Origin of the sequence: Flavobacterium solisilvae, from assembly GCF_012911605.1 — a bacterium.
Taxonomy (GTDB): Bacteria; Bacteroidota; Bacteroidia; order Flavobacteriales; family Flavobacteriaceae; genus Flavobacterium; species Flavobacterium solisilvae.
Window position 1 is genome coordinate 176,107 of sequence record NZ_JAAMPT010000209.1, and the last position, 17,121, is coordinate 193,227.

Sequence of the window (17,121 nt, forward strand, 5' to 3'; positions counted from 1 at the left end):
TTATTCACAATTTTGTCATTCCGTAGGAATCTCATTAAGCTATTCCTCTAAGATTATGAGATTCCTCCTTCGTCGGAATGACAAAAAGCGGAGGAACCGATTTTAATTACAACAGCTCGTAAATACCTGCAGAACCTTGTCCAGTTCCAACACACATACTTACAATTCCGTATTTGGATTTTCTTAAACGCATTTCGTCAAATAATTGAACCGATAGTTTTGCTCCAGTACAACCTAGTGGATGTCCTAAAGCAATGGCACCACCATTAACATTCACGATATCAGGATTTAAACCTAATTCTCTAACAACTGCTAAGGATTGTGAGGCAAATGCTTCGTTTAGTTCGATTAAATCGATGTCATTCAAGGTTAAACCTGCTTGTTTCAATGCTTTTGGAATAGCTTTTACTGGACCAATTCCCATAATTCTTGGTTCAACACCTGCAGATGCAAAATTTACTAATCGTGCAATAGGAGTAACGCCAAGTTCTTTTACTAGTTCTTCACTCATGATTAGTACAAAAGCTGCACCATCACTCATTTGAGAAGAGTTTCCAGCTGTTACAGAACCATCGGCTGCGAATACTGGTTTTAGTTTTCCTAAAGCGGCAATATTGGTGTCAGCTCTTGGACCTTCATCTTTATTTACTACATACGATTTGGTTTCTTTTTTACCATTTTCATTGATGAATGTTTGCTCCACAGTAATCGGAACAATTTGTCTGTTAAATTTACCTTCGGCTTGAGCTTTTAAGGCTTTTTGATGCGAATTGAAAGCAAACTCATCTTGGTCTTCACGTGATACATTGAATTGTTTAGCAACAGCTTCAGCGGTTAAACCCATTCCCCAATAATAATCTTCGTGACCTTCTTTTGCTACGGCGTAATCTGGTGTTGGTTTATATCCACCCATTGGAATAAAACTCATACTTTCAGCGCCACCGGCAATGATACAATCTGCCATTCCGCTTTGGATTTTAGCCGTTGCCATTCCGATAGTTTCTAATCCTGAAGCGCAATATCTATTGACAGTAACACCTGGAACGTCTGTAACTTTTAATCCCATTAAGGAAATTAAACGACCTACATTTAAACCTTGCTCAGCTTCTGGCATGGCGTTTCCAACCATTACGTCGTCAATTCTTTTTTTGTCGAAATCAGGAAACTGTGCCATCATGTGTTCGATGGTTTCTGCTGCTAATTCGTCAGGACGTTTGAAACGAAAAACTCCTTTTGGTGCTTTTCCAACGGCTGTTCTAAAGCCTGATACTATATATGCTGTTTTCATATTTTAAAGTATTAAGATTGGAGTATTAAGTATTAAGACTTACCAATCGTTTATTAAACTTTTAATGTTTTTTGAAAGGAGAAATTCATATTTGAAACTTCTACTAATTTGTTAATTATAGGCTGTATTATTTCTTCTGATATTAGTTTTAACCTTTTTGCGAGTATTAATTGAGTTATTAATTCAAAAGTAGAACCATTAGCTATTCCTAAAAATTGGATAAATTCTTTATTATGATTTCTACCTGAACCTTCAGCTATGTTAGAAGGAATAGAAACAGCACATTTTTTTATTTGATGTATCAAATTGAATTTTTCATCATCAGGTAAAAGCAAAGAAATTTCATAAACTTCAACAGCTATATCCATTGCTTTTTGCCAGATTTTTAGTTTTTCAAAATTGTGCATATTCTGTGTTGTATTAAGATTAGAGTATTAAGTATTAAGTCTACTAATCATGTTTAATTATTTTATATTTTAAAAACCCTTATCATCAGTCTTAATACAACAGTCTTAATACTTAATACTTCAGTCTTAATACTAATTTCTCAACGGTTTACCTTTAGTAAGCATGAATTGAATTCTCTCCAACGTTTTTCTTTCTGTACAAAGTGATAAGAAAGCTTCACGTTCGATATCTAATAAGTATTGTTCACTTACTAATGTTGGTTCTGATAAATCACCTCCAGCCATTACATACGCTAATTTGTTGGCAATTTTCAAATCGTGTTCTGAAATGTATTTTCCGGCTACCATTTGGTTGGTTCCTACTAAGAACATTCCCAATGCTTGTTTACCCAAAACTTTTATATCAGTTCTTCTTACTGGTTGTGTGTAACCTTGGTCAGCCATTTGTAATGCTACTTGTTTAGCAACTGCAATTTGACGGTCTTTGTTTACTACTACAATGTCTTTTCCTTTTTGTAAAATGCCTAAATCAAACGCTTCGTATGCAGAAGTTGCAACTTTTGCCATTCCGATGGTTAAGAAGTTTTCTTGAAGAACGTTTAATTCCACATCATTTTTGCGGAACAAATCACTTGCACGAACTGCCATTTCTTTAGAACCACCACCACCTGGAATTACTCCAACTCCAAATTCTACTAAACCAATATAGGTTTCAGCAGCGGCAACAACTCTATCAGCGTGCATACTCATTTCGCATCCGCCACCAAGTGTCATTCCATGAGGCGCAACGATTACAGGAATAGAGGAGTAGCGCACTCGCATCATCGTGTCTTGGAACATTTTGATAGCCATATTCAACTCGTCGTATTCTTGCTCAACAGCCATCATGAAAATCATTCCGATATTCGCTCCAACAGAGAAATTAGTTCCTTGATTTCCGATCACTAATCCTTTGTAATCTTTTTCGGCTAAGTCTATTGCTTTGTTGATAGCAGTTAAAACGCCACCACCAATGGTATTCATTTTTGAATGGAATTCTAAATTCAAAATTCCGTCACCTAAATCGATTACTGATGCATCTGAGTTACCCCAAACTTTATGACTTTCTCTGATATTATCTAAGATGATAAAGGCATCTTGACCTGGTTTTTCATCTTGAGATTTTGAAGAAATGTTGTAGAAGCACGTTTTACCATTTTTAACAGAATAAAACGATTTGTTTCCTGAAATCAACATATCCGTTACCCAAGCAGCTGGTTTGTAACCTTCGGCTTCCATCATGGCAATGGCTTTTTCTACACCAATGGCATCCCAAATTTCGAATGGTCCATTTTCCCAACCGAAACCGGCTTTCATGGCATCATCAATTTTATAGAATTCTTCTGTGATTTCTGGAACTCTGTTAGAACAATAAGCAAACATTGCTGAGAAATTCTTTCTGTAGAAATCGCCTGCTTTGTCTTTTCCTTTAACTAAAACTTTGAAGCGGTCAATTGGTTTTTCAATAGTTTTTGTTAATTCTAAAGTGGCAAATGACGCTTTTTTAGCTGCTCTATATTCTAATGTATCTAAGTCTAAAGATAGAATGTCTTTACCTTCTTTTTTGTAAAATCCTTGTCCTGTTTTACTTCCTAGCCATTTATTTTCCATCATTTTGTTGATGAAATCGGGTAGTTTGAACAAGTCGTGTGCTTCGTCATTCGGACAATTATCATAAATTCCGTTGGCTACGTGAACTAAGGTATCTAAACCAACGACATCCACAGTTCTGAAGGTTGCCGATTTTGGACGACCAATAACTGGACCAGTTAATTTATCTACTTCTTCAATAGTTAATCCCATTTCCTTTACTTGGTGGAATAAACTTTGAATTCCAAAAATTCCAATTCGGTTTCCGATAAAAGCTGGAGTATCTTTTGCTATAACTGAAGTTTTTCCTAAGAATTTTGAACCATATTCAAAAAGGAAATCCAATACTTCTTGTGATGTTTTTGGACCTGGAATGATTTCAAATAATTTCAAATAGCGAGCAGGATTGAAGAAATGCGTTCCACAGAAATGCGCTTGAAAATCATCGCTTCTGCCTTCACTCATAAACTTAATTGGAATTCCCGAAGTGTTTGACGTTACCAATGTTCCTGGTTTACGGAATTTGTCGATTTGTTCAAACACCAATTTTTTGATGTCCAAACGTTCTACAACCACTTCAATAATCCAATCGCAAGTTGCAATTTTGGACATATCATCCGTCGTGTTTCCTGTTGTAATTCGACTTGCAAATTTCTGACTGTAAATAGGCGATGGGTTGCTCTTTAAAGCATTTGCCAAATGATCATTTACCACACGGTTGCGAACGACTTTACTTTCTAAAGTTAGTCCTTTCTTTTCCTCGATTTCAGTTAGTGCGTTGGGCACAATGTCTAAAAGGAGTACTTCCAAACCGATGTTAGCAAAATGACAAGCAATTCCAGAACCCATTATTCCAGAACCTACCACTGCCACTTTTTTAATTGTTCGTTTCATTTTTTTCTTTTTAAAGAGAATAGAAAATAGAGAATAGAAAATAGACTTTTCGATCTAGTTCAACCTCTATGTTCTTTATTCTATGTTCTATATTCTTAATTTAAAATATCTTTTTCTCTGCAATCAAATCATTAATGATATCTGCGACTTCTATAAAGTTTTGAAGTTTTTCTTCGGATATATTTTTTCTAATACTTTCATTAAATTTAAGTACCGTTTCTTTCGATTGCGCTCGCATTTGTTTTCCAAAATCAGTCAGGTAAATTAATACGCCACGACCATCATTTGGGTTTTTCTTCCTTATTATTAATCCTTTTTCTTCTAAAGTTTTTAATGTTCGAGTTAGAGAAGTTGCTTCCATTCCCATTCTAGAACTGATAGCTGTTGATGGAGTTCCTTCTTCTTTGTCAATGCTTAAAAGTGCAAAACCTATAGCCATTGAACCATCAAATTTGGAAGCTTCTTCGTTGTACATTCTTGAAACCGCTTGCCAAGTGGCTCGAAGGATGTAATCTATTGTTTTATCTTTCATTGCACTTCGTTTTTTTACTAAAACGTTTTAGTTTGAATTTCAAAGATAATAAAAAATATTATGCACGCATACTATTTAATGTAAAAAAAAGCAAAACTCTAATAATTTAACATTTAAGTAAATGTAAAAATTAAGAATTTTAACTTTTATATGATAAAATATAAGAAAAATATAGAAGGATATTTTTAATAAAAAAAGGAACCCAAATAGAGTTCCTTTTTTAATTTTTTATGATAAATCACTAATACAAGCTCGGATATTTTTCTGGCATGGCTTCGTGCATAATCGCATAAACTTTTTCAAAAATATCTTCAGCAGATGGTTTTGAGAAATAATCACCATCAGTTCCATACGCTGGACGATGTGCTTTGGCAGCCATTGTTTGTGGTTGACTGTCTAAAAACTGATAGGCATTTTGTTCCTCTACAATTTGTTGTAAAATAAAAGCACTTGCGCCACCAGGAACATCTTCGTCGACTACTAATAAGCGATTGGTTTTGGAAACGCTTTTAGCACAATCATGATTGATATCAAAAGGTAATAACGATTGCGCATCAATAATTTCTACATCAATACCAACTTCAAGTAGTTCTTTTGAAGCTTGTTCTATAATGCGAAGTGTTGATCCATAAGAAACCACCGTAATATCATTTCCTGATTTGATGGTTTCAACAACTCCAATTGGTGTTTTAAATTCACCTAAATTAGTTGGCATTTTTTCTTTTAAACGATAGCCGTTCAAACATTCTACAACCAATGCTGGTTCGTCAGTTTCTAATAATGTATTGTAAAAACCTGCGGCTTTGGTCATATTTCTTGGAACCAAAACATGAATTCCACGAATAGCGTTGATAATCATTCCCATTGGTGAACCCGAATGCCAAATTCCTTCCAATCGATGTCCGCGAGTTCTGATGATTAACGGTGCTTTTTGTCGCCCGTGAGTTCTATATTGTAGCGTAGCCAAATCATCACTCATAATTTGGATAGCATATAAAAGGTAATCCAAATATTGAATTTCAGCTATTGGTCGTAAACCACGCATTGCCATTCCAATTCCTTGTCCGAGAATAGTTGCTTCACGAATTCCAGCATCGGCAACACGAAGTTCTCCATATTTTTCCTGCATGCCTTCTAAACCTTGGTTAACGTCACCAATGTTTCCTGCATCTTCACCAAAAATTAAAGTTTCAGGATATTTATTGAAAATAGCGTCAAAATTGTCACGTAATACTAAACGTGCATCAACAGCTTCGGCTGAATTATCATAGGTTGGTTCAACAGCTTTTGTTGACAAAACATTCTTATCTGATTGCGAAAACAAATGCGAACTGAATTTTGGCTGAATTTTTTCGGTGTAATTTTTTATCCACGTTGCCAAAGTTCCTTTGCTATTTTCTTTAATAATCAGTCGTAAAACTTTGCGTGCTGTTGTAATAATATCTTTTCGGATTGGTTCTTTAATCGAAGCCAAATCGTTTGCATGTTTCTCAATAAAAACTTTGTTTTCGCTAGTAGAAGCAATTGAATTTAACAAAGAAACCAATTCATTTTGTTCCGATTTCATTGGTGAAACAAAAGCATTCCAAGCTGCTTTTTTGCCTTCAAGAACTTCTTTTCTTGATGTTTCATCAATTTCGTCTAATTCTTCGGCTGTTGCCAAATTATTTTCGATTAACCAATTACGCATTTGAGCCAAACAATCAAATTCAGCTTCCCAAGCTAATCTTTCGGCATTTTTATATCTTTCATGACTTCCTGAAGTAGAATGTCCTTGCGGTTGTGTCAATTCATCCACATGTATTAAAACCGGAACGTGTTCTTCACGAGCAATGGCGGCCGCTTTTTGATAGGTTGCAACCAATGTTGGATAATCCCAACCTTTTACTGTAAAGATTTCGTAGCCGTTATTTTCTTCATCGCGTTGAAAACCTTTCAAGATTTCAGAAATATTTTCTTTAGTAGTTTGATATCTAGCGTGAACCGAAATTCCATATTCATCATCCCAAACGCTCATAACCATTGGAACTTGTAAAACTCCAGCAGCATTGATGGTTTCAAAAAACAATCCTTCAGAAGTAGAAGCATTTCCAATTGTTCCCCAAGCGACTTCGTTTCCTTCTTTTGAAAAATTAGTAAAATTTTCCAATCCGCGAACGTTTCTATATATTTTTGAGGCTTGAGCTAATCCTAATAATCTCGGCATTTGACCAGCTGTTGGCGAAATATCGGCACTGGAATTTTTTTGAGCCGTTAGGTTTTTCCAGTTTCCGTTTTCGTCTAATGAATGGGTTGCAAAATGTCCGCCCATTTGTCTTCCGGCGCTCATCGGATCAAAATCTAAATCGGTATGACCATACAATCCTGCAAAAAATTGCTCGATTGATAGTTGACCAATTGCCATCATAAAAGTTTGGTCACGATAATAACCTGAACGAAAATCACCGTTTTGAAATGCTTTTGCCAAAGCCAATTGTGGAACTTCTTTTCCATCGCCAAAAATTCCAAATTTTGCTTTTCCTGTCAGTACTTCTTTTCTTCCAAGAAGACTACATTCACGGCTAATTCGGGCAATTTTGTAATCGTGTGTAACTTCGGATTTAAAATCTTCAAAAGTGATTTCTGTTTTTAGTTGTGGCTCAATCATAACTGAATTTATTTCTAGATGAAACAAATTTAGCTAAAAAGAAGTGAAAATTATAATTCTTTGTGAAAAATATAATTTAATTATTGATAAATAAAATGGCGTTATTGGATTTTATTTTGATTATAATTCTGTAAATCAATAATTTTGATAAGAATAATGTAAAATGAATGTGATTTTTTTGAAAATTAAAACCATTTTCGGGTAAATAAACTAAATAAGGTGTCAGGATTAAAAGTGATGATAAATCGTATTCTTTCGGCATAATTTTGTTGACCAATTTCCCAACCATTACTAGAATGAACCGGAAGATACAATTCAAAATAATCGGTTACTAGATTTAGCCGAATACCACTATCATAGACAAATTTTGTTGGATTATTTTTGTTTTTAAACGCACCGATATCGCCATAAACTTCAATCCAATTCCAAATATTACAACTAGCATTACTGGTAATCATCCATTGATTAGCAAAACGAGTTTCAAAAATAGATTTGAAAAAACCATCATTTGGAATTAATTGTTGGCTAAAGAAACCAGTGGTTTCCGAACGACCAAGATATTCACTTTCAAATAAATAATCAGACGGACGATCTAACCCAAAATCAAAGTAAGTCGATTTTGTTTTATTGTATAAAAATGTTCCAGCAAAAAGACGAAGGTTTAACTGTCTGTTGTCGTTAAATAGCTTTCTGTACTGAATTTCTCCAGCTAATTTTCCGAAGTTTTTAGACAATTGAAAATCGGTTAAAAAATTATAATGATTGGTAATTTCAGTTCTTCCGTTATAGTATTTAGCCGAAAAAACAGAATAATTTTCGGTGTTTTCTTCCACAATAAAATCCGATTTTTCTCTTTCAATAATGGTTTGTTTTAAAGTAAGTGTTTGAATTTTATTGTCTCTAAAATCATCGGGACGAATTCTAAAATGAACCACAGGCATCAGTTTTAAATAGGAAGCTTCTGGTGCATAATGCAGATAATGACCGTTGAGTAAATAGCGAGTATGATACCAATTACTATCGCGATTGTATTGATTGAAAAAAATCGTTCCTCGACCTGTTAATTGATTGGTTTTTGTAGAATAACTTGGGTTTACGTCAAAAATAAACGGTTTGTCCAAAATGGTTTTGTTATGAAAACGTATTCCAGGATAAAAACCGTCATAAAGGTTGTATTCCAAGGTTGGAATGTAAACGATTTGATTATAATTTGGATCTTCTAAATCTTTGAAAAAAATGAATTTTATCGGACGATTATTCAGTCGGAAACCTTTTAGCGAACGCCAATTGTTTCTCAAGTTAAATTCTGGAACTTCGTTATTATAATTTATGACAATTTTATCGGCATTGTTTCTCGGAATGGTATAAATGCTGTCATTTGACAACGCATCAATCCATTTTTTAAATACAATTTCTTTCTTTTTTGTGCCATAAACTGGAATAGGAACATGAGTTTCGGTTTTATTTTTTAATCGGAAACTGATGCTGTCTTTGGTTTTGGAAACCATATCAAATTTATAGTCAAAAGTTTCTCGAGAATTGATGATTTTGTCAAAAAACCAATTGATGTTTTTAGGAGTATTTTGCTTTAAAAGTGTTTCAAAATCATTAGCTGATTGCTGTTTTTGAAGATTTGTGGTATAAAATTGAACGATTGATTTATCAATTAATCCGTTTTGAGAATATTCGTTGAGGTATTTAAAACTTAAACCTGCACGATATTTTGAAGCGATTTTTTCGTTGAATTTGATAAGTTTATCTTTTGGAAAATTAAGCGGTTGGTCTAAATTTTTTCGTGCCATCAACATATAAAAATAGCTGTATTGACCATTGAAATCTAAACTTACTAAATTGTAACCACGCATTATTTTTAGCTTGGCAACATTTCCCATCATGGTTACTTTTGGATAAAATTCATCGATGTATTTCATCATCAAATAAATTTGAAAACCATCATAAATCCAGTTGTCATCTCGTGGATTTAGATTTAAAGTAGAGTGAACATAATTGTTCAAAAAGGTTTTCAAAAATTTAATTTCATATAAAAACTGGTCGGGAAACGGCGCAATAAATGCTGGAAGTTGGTTCAATCCATAAAACGGACTTCTTTCATAATCGGCTTTCGCCAAAATTAGTTTTTGATGCGGATATTTACCAAGATTTTTATCAACCCAATTGACGATTTTGTCAATAACAATCGCACGTTGAATATCATCAACACGATTGTCTCTAAAATCGGTAACGACTTCTAATTTTTGATTAATAAAACTTTCAAATTCATTTTTTTTGCCAAAAAACAAGTTGAAATCCAGATGATTTTTTCCTGTAAAAACGGTTTCAGAAACTTTGTTTAAATCGGTAAAAACTTCAAGATTTTTAGGTAATCTAATTTCTAAATCATAATCAGAAACCGCATTGGCAATATCATCAATGTTGTGATTGTTGTATCGAACAAAACTTCCGTTTTCATATCGAGAAGGCGTTAAAAACCAGTTTTTTAGATATACTTTTTCGTCATCGGTAAATCCAAATTTTGTAAAACGAGCATTCGGAATTTTAACGGAATAGGTGAGATGCAACTTGATTTTTTCGCCAGGAGAAAGTTTTTCTTTTAATTGAATTTGAATAACATCGGCTGTATTTTCATCACGTTTCCAAGACAGAAATGAATTTTCAATAGTGATAATAGTAATATTTTCAGTTCTTCCGCGATCTTTTTCTTTTGCCAAATGAAAAGCACGCTCAAACTCGTCGGCAAATCGTTTTCCTATATCCGAATTTTTATCACCATAAGCATTCATCCAATCGTTTAGCACGATAGATTGTAGCGTATCGTTGGTTTGATTAAAAAAAGTAAGTTCTTGAACTACATTGATTTTCTTTTCTTTTTCGTCATATTCTGCCACAATTTTAGAATGATGTTGTGCTTGTAACATCATACTGAAAAAGAGAATTATGTAGCTAATTTTTTTCAAGATTTAGTTTTTGGTTTAAAGAATTTGTCGAAAACAATTTTTGTAAAAGCTATTGCGCCTTTTTCATTCATGTGTCCGCAAGTAGAAAAATATTTGTCATCAATAACGGTATCTTCCATGCGATAAATTTCGGGATAAATTTTATGAATATGATTAAAATAATCACGGTTTATAGCTTCTGAACAAACGGGAGTTGTGATGGCTATTAAATTTATTTTATTATCGGAACAGATTTTTTTTATCTCTTCGTATGACTTGTTGCGTTTTGGTGAGCGTTTAGAAAAGTCTGCTGCTATAAGTGGTCTTTGGTCTTTTCTCAATGGAGAAAAACCTTCTATTCCAAGCGCACTTGTTTTCTTCTTTATAGCAGAAAAAAGCACTTCTCTGAAGCCTATTTTTGTATCAAAATTAATGTATCTGTAAAAAGGAATATGATATAATTCGTTATAATTTGTAATTGATTGGTAATGATTTTGGATCGTTTCATAATCTTTTATATAGGGCATATACATCGCTCTAGTACCATTAGAAAAACCATCAGAGCTAATATTTAAATCTACTTCTATTATAATATTTTTTATAACATACTTTTTTTCTAGCATTAACTTTAACATCAAAGCAGACTCTTCAAGTCTTGAACCGCTCATACCATAATTAAAGACAGTCATTCCTTGTTCTGAAAAAATCCTACTGTCAAAATGATTTTGAGCTCTTGATGAGCCAATGAAGATGACTTCATACTCTTTTGGATTGCTATTAAGAACAAACTCAATTTTGTTTCGATTATTGTTTTTTGAATATACATAGGTATAAACTAAATCTAACAGAATTGCTGAAAGTATAATTGTCAGTACAATTTGGCCAATAAATAGGATAAACTTTTTCATTAAAATTGAAAGTAAATAAAACTTTTGTAATCAGTAAAAACACCTAACGCTAATATAGTTAATATGCATATAGCTAGCTTTAAACTACTATATTTACCAGATATTGGTTCAATTTTTAATCTATTATTCCATTCAACTAGTGTAAAGAGTACGATTAAAAATAAAATCTCATAATTATATCTTTCGATGTTAAAATACTGAGGAGAAAAGTTTTGATTGGTAAACATTCGTTGAATATACGCAATAGCATCGTGGATAGTTTTTGAGCGGAAAAAAATCCAAGCTAACGAAGTTAAACAAAAGGTAGTAACGATACTGAATAAAATTCGAACAGATGAAAAATTAAATCCTAAAGTAAAATTATCTAAGTTTTTTCGATTTTGATTTAATAATAAAAGAGGCAAAAAATAAATTGCATTAATCAAACCCCAAGCAATAAACGTCCAGTTGGCACCATGCCAAAAACCGCTTACAAGAAAAATGATGAAAGTGTTTCTAATTTGAAATAGTTTAGAACCTTTACTTCCACCAAGCGGAATATATAAATAATCTCGAAACCATGACGAAAGCGAAATATGCCAACGTCGCCAAAATTCGGCAATATCTCGAGAAAAGTATGGATAATTAAAGTTTTTCAACAAATCAATTCCGAAGAGTTTGGATGTTCCCAATGCAATATCGGAATACCCCGAAAAGTCGCCATAAATTTGAAAAGCAAAATATATAGCACCTAAAATTAAGGACAACGAATTCATAGAATTGTGATTGTCAAAAATTTCATTAGCATAAATGGCGCAACTATCAGCAATGACTACTTTTTTTACCAAACCCCAAATTATTTGATAAACGCCTTCTTTGGCTTTTTCAAAATTAAATTCCCGTTTTATTTTCAACTGTGGTAAAAGGTGCGTTGCTCGTTCAATTGGTCCGGCAACCAAAAGCGGAAAATAGCTTACAAACAAGGAATAATCAACAAAATTTCTTTCTGATTTTATTCTACCGTAATAAATATCAATAATATAAGAAAGTCCATGAAAGGTGTAAAACGAAATCCCGACAGGAAGAATTAAATTGAGTAAAACTGGATTGGTATGAAACCCAAAACCATTCAATAATTCGGCAAATGATTCAGCGAAAAAATTATAATATTTAAAAACACCTAAAAACCCTAAATTGATAGAAATACAAAGCCAAAGCCAAAATTTCTTACTGGATTTCGTTTGACTTCCTTCTATTTTAATCGCCGAAAAATAATCGAGTAAAGTTGAAAAAACTAAAAGAAATAAAAAACGCCAATCCCAACAAGAGTAAAAATAATAACTCGCCAGAATAAGAATAAAGTTTTGATATTTTCGAGATTTATAGGCAAAAAACCAATAGAAAATGAATACTATCGGAAGAAAAATGGCAAATTGTAGCGAGTTGAAAAACATCCTTTAAAATATTGAAAAAAATTAACCACGAAGTACACAAAGATTTTTACAATGTTCACAAAGTTTTTTCTTTGTGTACTTAGTGCTTTTTTCTAGTTCTTCGTGGTTAAACACTTTATTAGAAATTCGGACTTAAATTATATTTTTTATAGAAACGATCTAACTCTTCAACCACTTCGTCCTCAGTATCTACAATCTTAATCAAGTTCATGTCTTCCGGACTTGCATTTTTTTCTTTTTCGATTAAAGTTGTTTTAATCCAATCAATCAATCCCGACCAAAATTCTCTTCCTACCAAGATGATTGGGAATTTACCAATTTTTTTCGTTTGGATTAAAGTAACCGCTTCAAACAACTCGTCCAAAGTTCCAAAACCTCCAGGCATAACCACAAAACCTTGTGAATACTTGACAAACATAACTTTGCGAACAAAGAAATAGTCAAAATTTAAGTTTTTATCTTTGTCGATATAAGGGTTAAAATGTTGCTCAAACGGCAATTCGATGTTCAATCCAACCGAAGTTCCGCCGCCATGATGCGCACCTTTATTTCCGGCTTCCATAATTCCTGGTCCGCCACCAGTAATCACGCCATAACCAGCTTTACTGATTTTATAAGCAATTCTTTCGGCTAATAAATAATATTTGTTGTCCGGTTTTGTTCGTGCCGATCCAAAAATAGAAACACAAGGACCAATTCTCGCCATAGTTTCGTAGCCGTTCACAAACTCCGACATCACTTTGAAAATCGCCCAACTATCATTAGTTCGGATTTCATTCCACGTTTTTTGTTTTAATTTGTCTTGAATTCTCTCGTCTTCGTTTTCGTATTGTTCAAACGCCATAATAATAAATTTTAATTTTTTTTTGGAGCTATTTCCAGCTTTCGCCTTTATCTCGCTTCGTAAACTACGCGAGGATATCGGCTCTATCTGGGCTAAAAACAGCCTGCTAATTTAGCTCTTTTTTTAAGAATTGAGCCGTATAGCTTTTTTTGTTCTTACTAATTTCTTCCGGAGTTCCTTTGGCAACAACTTCTCCGCCGGATTTTCCGCCTTCCGGACCAATATCTACGATATAATCTGCCAATTTGATTACGTCCATATTATGTTCAATAATTAAAACCGTATTTCCTTTTTCAACCAATTTATTGATTACATCCATCAAAACCCGAATATCTTCAAAATGCAAACCAGTTGTTGGTTCATCCATAATATAAAATGTATTTCCGGTATCTTTTTTAGACAATTCGGTTGCCAATTTGATACGTTGCGCTTCACCGCCAGAAAGTGTTGTACTCTGTTGTCCAAGCGTGATATAACCCAAACCAACATCCTGAATAGTTTTTATTTTTCTATAAATCTTGGGTATGTTTTCAAAAAATGGAACGGCTTCATCCACTGTCATATTCAACACATCCGAAATGGATTTTCCTTTGTATCTGATTTCCAAAGTTTCCCGATTAAAACGTTTTCCTTGACACGTTTCGCATTCTACATAAACATCAGGTAAAAAACTCATTTCAATCGTTCTAACTCCTGAACCTTCGCAGGTTTCGCATCGTCCGCCAGAAACATTAAAACTAAATCGACCAGCTTTATAACCGCGTATCATCGCTTCGGGAACTTGAGTAAACAACGTTCTAATTTCGCTAAAAACATCAGTATAAGTTGCTGGATTACTTCTTGGCGTTCTACCAATCGGACTTTGGTCAATATCAATTACTTTATCAATGTGTTCCAAACCTTCAATTTTCTTGAAAGGCATTGGTTTTTTTACCGCATTAAAGAAATGTTCATTCAAAATAGGATAGAGCGTTTCGTTAATTAACGTCGATTTTCCACTTCCCGAAACTCCAGTAACGCAAATCAATTTTCCTAAAGGAAATTCCACCGAAACATTTTTTAAGTTATTTCCAGTTGCACCAGTTAATTTCAGCGTTTTTCCGTTGCCTTCACGACGTTTTTTTGGAACTTCAATCTGCATTTTTCCATTCATGAACTGTGCCGTAATGGTATTTTCCTTTAATAGTTCTTTTGGCGTTCCTTTACTGATGATTTCTCCACCAAATTTTCCCGCTTTTGGTCCAATATCAATAACATAATCGGCACGTTCAATCATATCTTTATCGTGTTCTACTACCAAAACCGAGTTACCAATATCACGAAGATTTTCCAACGAATTAATCAATCTTTCGTTGTCTCTTTGATGTAAACCAATACTTGGTTCGTCAAGAATATAAAGTACGCCAACCAGTTGCGAGCCAATTTGTGTCGCCAATCGAATACGTTGTGCTTCACCACCAGAAAGCGATTTTGAACTTCGATGTAAGGACAAATAATTTAAACCAACATCCATTAAAAACTGCAATCGTGCTTTAATTTCTTTTAAAATTTCGGAAGCAATAGTAACTTGTTTTTCAGATAATTTTCCGTCTAAATTTTGGAACCAATCAATCAATTCTGAAATATCCATTGTAGATAAATCGGCTATGTTTTTTTCATTAATTTTGAAATATAAAGCTTCTTTTTTCAATCGGGAACCGTGACAATCTGGACAGGCAATTTCGTCCATGAATTCTTTTGCCCAACGTTTTAAAGAGGTTGAATTGCTTTCGTCATATTGGTTTTTGATGAAGTTGGCAATACCTTCAAATTCAATTTTATAATCCTTCGTTACGCCAGCAGCTTTTGATTTTACAGAGAATTTTTCATTTCCACCGTTCATAATCATTTCCATCGCTTCAGCAGGAATGGTTTCGATAGCATCATTCAGAGTAAAACCAAATTTTTCGCCAATGATTTCCAATTGCTTAAAAATCCAAGATGATTTGTATTCGCCAAGTGGTGCGAAACCACCTGCTTTTATGGATAATTTTGGATTTGGGATAATCTTTTTTTCGTTGATTTGGTTGATAGTTCCCAAACCATTACAGCTATCGCATGCACCTTTGGGTGAATTGAACGAAAAATTATTCGGTTCCGGATTCGGATAGGAAATTCCGGTAGTCGGACACATTAATGTTCGACTGAAATAGCGAACTTCATTGCTACCATGTTCGATAACCATCATGATATTTTCGCCGTGATACATTGCCGTTTTGATGCTTTCGGCTAAACGTTTATCCGTATCTTCATTAGTGTTGATTTCCATTCGATCAACCACAATTTCAATATCATGGGTTTTGTATCGGTCGAGTTTCATTCCGGAAACTAAATCCTGAATTTCTCCATTTACGCGAACTTTTACAAAACCTTGTTTGGTAATTTGCTGAAAAAGTTCTGCATAATGACCTTTTCTGGCACGAATAACTGGAGCTAAAATATTAATTCGTTTTCCGTTGAAAGTTTCTTTAATCAAACCTTGTATTTGTTCATCCGAATAAGAAACCATTTTTTCACCCGTGTTGTAACTATACGCATCGGCAGCACGAGCAAAAAGTAATCGTAAGAAATCATAAATTTCAGTAATGGTTCCAACAGTCGAGCGAGGTGATTTGCTCGTTGTTTTTTGTTCGATAGCAATTACCGGCGAAAGTCCATCGATTTTATCCACATCTGGTCGTTCCAATCCACCAAGAAACTGACGAGCATAAGCCGAAAAAGTTTCAATATATCTTCGTTGACCTTCGGCATAAATAGTGTCAAAAGCCAATGAAGACTTTCCTGAACCCGATAAACCAGTAATTACAACCAGTTTTTCACGAGGAATTACAACATCTATATTCTTTAAATTATGAGCTCTTGCTCCAATAACTTCGATAAATTCGTCTTGATTTTGCATAAAAAATACCTGAATGGCAAAAGTACGTTTTTCAGGTCAAAATTCATTAGAACGTTTGACAAGAATTTGTTAAAGAATTTTATATTTGGGAAAATTTTAAAATAGTAAATAATGAAAATACTTGGTATAGGTTCGCGATTAAAACACTCAGAGTATGGAGTTGGAGTTGTAACCAACGTTACAGCAAAGCACTATTGGGTAACTTTTATCGAAAACGGATTGGAAACTATTGATATTGACAGCGAATTTGAAGTGATTGAAGCTGTTGAAGGTGAAGTGGATACGGTTAGTTTTTATGAAGTGGAAAAAATATTGAAAAATTTGTTGCAAAAATGGAGCGATGTTTCTCAAATTGTTCCAATTGCAGATAAATGGAAAGGCGGAAAATTAGTCCTTGAACCAGGAACACCAACTCAAAACAAAGAAGTTCCTATCGATATTTTTTTCAATAAAATAATTATGGTAAGAGATCGACTTCGAGTTATGGAACAAAAAATAAATTCAAGTAATTTAGATAATTCTGAAAAAGTTGAATTGCAACAATACATTACACGATGTTACGGAAGTTTGACGACTTTTAATGTTTTGTTTAAAAGTACAAGCGATTATTTTGTTGGTGAAAAGACGAAATAAAAACAAAAACTCCG

At 33.6% G+C, this 17,121-nt stretch carries 11 protein-coding genes; 1 reads left to right on the forward strand and 10 read right to left on the reverse strand.

Annotated features, from left to right (window positions below; genetic code table 11):
• Positions 1-106: 106 nt before the first annotated feature.
• The 10 genes from G6042_RS13165 to uvrA form a co-directional block, all read right to left on the reverse strand.
• A complete protein-coding gene (locus tag G6042_RS13165) occupies positions 107-1,288 on the reverse strand; it encodes an acetyl-CoA C-acyltransferase (RefSeq protein ID WP_169524908.1) in 1,182 nt (393 codons plus the stop codon).
• A gap of 53 nt (positions 1,289-1,341) precedes the next feature.
• Complete coding sequence (locus tag G6042_RS13170) at positions 1,342-1,695, reverse strand: four helix bundle protein (protein ID WP_169524909.1); 354 nt, start codon at positions 1,693-1,695, stop codon at positions 1,342-1,344.
• A gap of 132 nt (positions 1,696-1,827) precedes the next feature.
• Positions 1,828-4,218, reverse strand: coding sequence for a 3-hydroxyacyl-CoA dehydrogenase/enoyl-CoA hydratase family protein (locus tag G6042_RS13175; RefSeq protein ID WP_169524910.1), 2,391 nt, complete (start codon positions 4,216-4,218; stop codon positions 1,828-1,830).
• Between the two features lie 100 nt (positions 4,219-4,318).
• Positions 4,319-4,750, reverse strand: a complete 432-nt coding sequence (locus G6042_RS13180; RefSeq protein WP_169524911.1) for a MarR family winged helix-turn-helix transcriptional regulator — start codon at positions 4,748-4,750, stop codon at positions 4,319-4,321.
• Between the two features lie 241 nt (positions 4,751-4,991).
• Positions 4,992-7,397, reverse strand: a complete 2,406-nt coding sequence (locus G6042_RS13185) for an alpha-ketoacid dehydrogenase subunit alpha/beta (protein WP_169524912.1) — start codon at positions 7,395-7,397, stop codon at positions 4,992-4,994.
• Between the two features lie 185 nt (positions 7,398-7,582).
• Positions 7,583-10,372, reverse strand: coding sequence for a gluzincin family metallopeptidase (locus G6042_RS13190; RefSeq protein WP_317168097.1), 2,790 nt, complete (start codon positions 10,370-10,372; stop codon positions 7,583-7,585).
• On the reverse strand, positions 10,369-11,259 hold the full coding sequence (locus G6042_RS13195; protein WP_169524913.1) for a hypothetical protein: 891 nt from the start codon (positions 11,257-11,259) through the stop codon (positions 10,369-10,371). Before G6042_RS13195 ends, G6042_RS13190 begins: the two co-directional genes overlap by 4 nt.
• Entirely contained in the window at positions 11,259-12,692 is a 1,434-nt protein-coding gene (locus G6042_RS13200) for an MBOAT family O-acyltransferase (protein ID WP_169524914.1), read from the reverse strand. Before G6042_RS13200 ends, G6042_RS13195 begins: the two co-directional genes overlap by 1 nt.
• 118 nt (positions 12,693-12,810) lie before the next feature.
• Entirely contained in the window at positions 12,811-13,536 is a 726-nt protein-coding gene (locus G6042_RS13205) for an LOG family protein (RefSeq protein ID WP_169524915.1), read from the reverse strand.
• A 106-nt stretch (positions 13,537-13,642) separates the two neighbouring features.
• On the reverse strand, positions 13,643-16,474 hold the full coding sequence (uvrA, locus tag G6042_RS13210) for an excinuclease ABC subunit UvrA (RefSeq protein ID WP_169524916.1): 2,832 nt from the start codon (positions 16,472-16,474) through the stop codon (positions 13,643-13,645).
• A 111-nt stretch (positions 16,475-16,585) separates the two neighbouring features.
• On the opposite strand from uvrA, the gene G6042_RS13215 reads away from it, so the two are divergent.
• Complete coding sequence (locus G6042_RS13215) at positions 16,586-17,107, forward strand: hypothetical protein (protein ID WP_169524917.1); 522 nt, start codon at positions 16,586-16,588, stop codon at positions 17,105-17,107.
• The last annotated feature ends 14 nt before the right edge of the window (positions 17,108-17,121 follow it).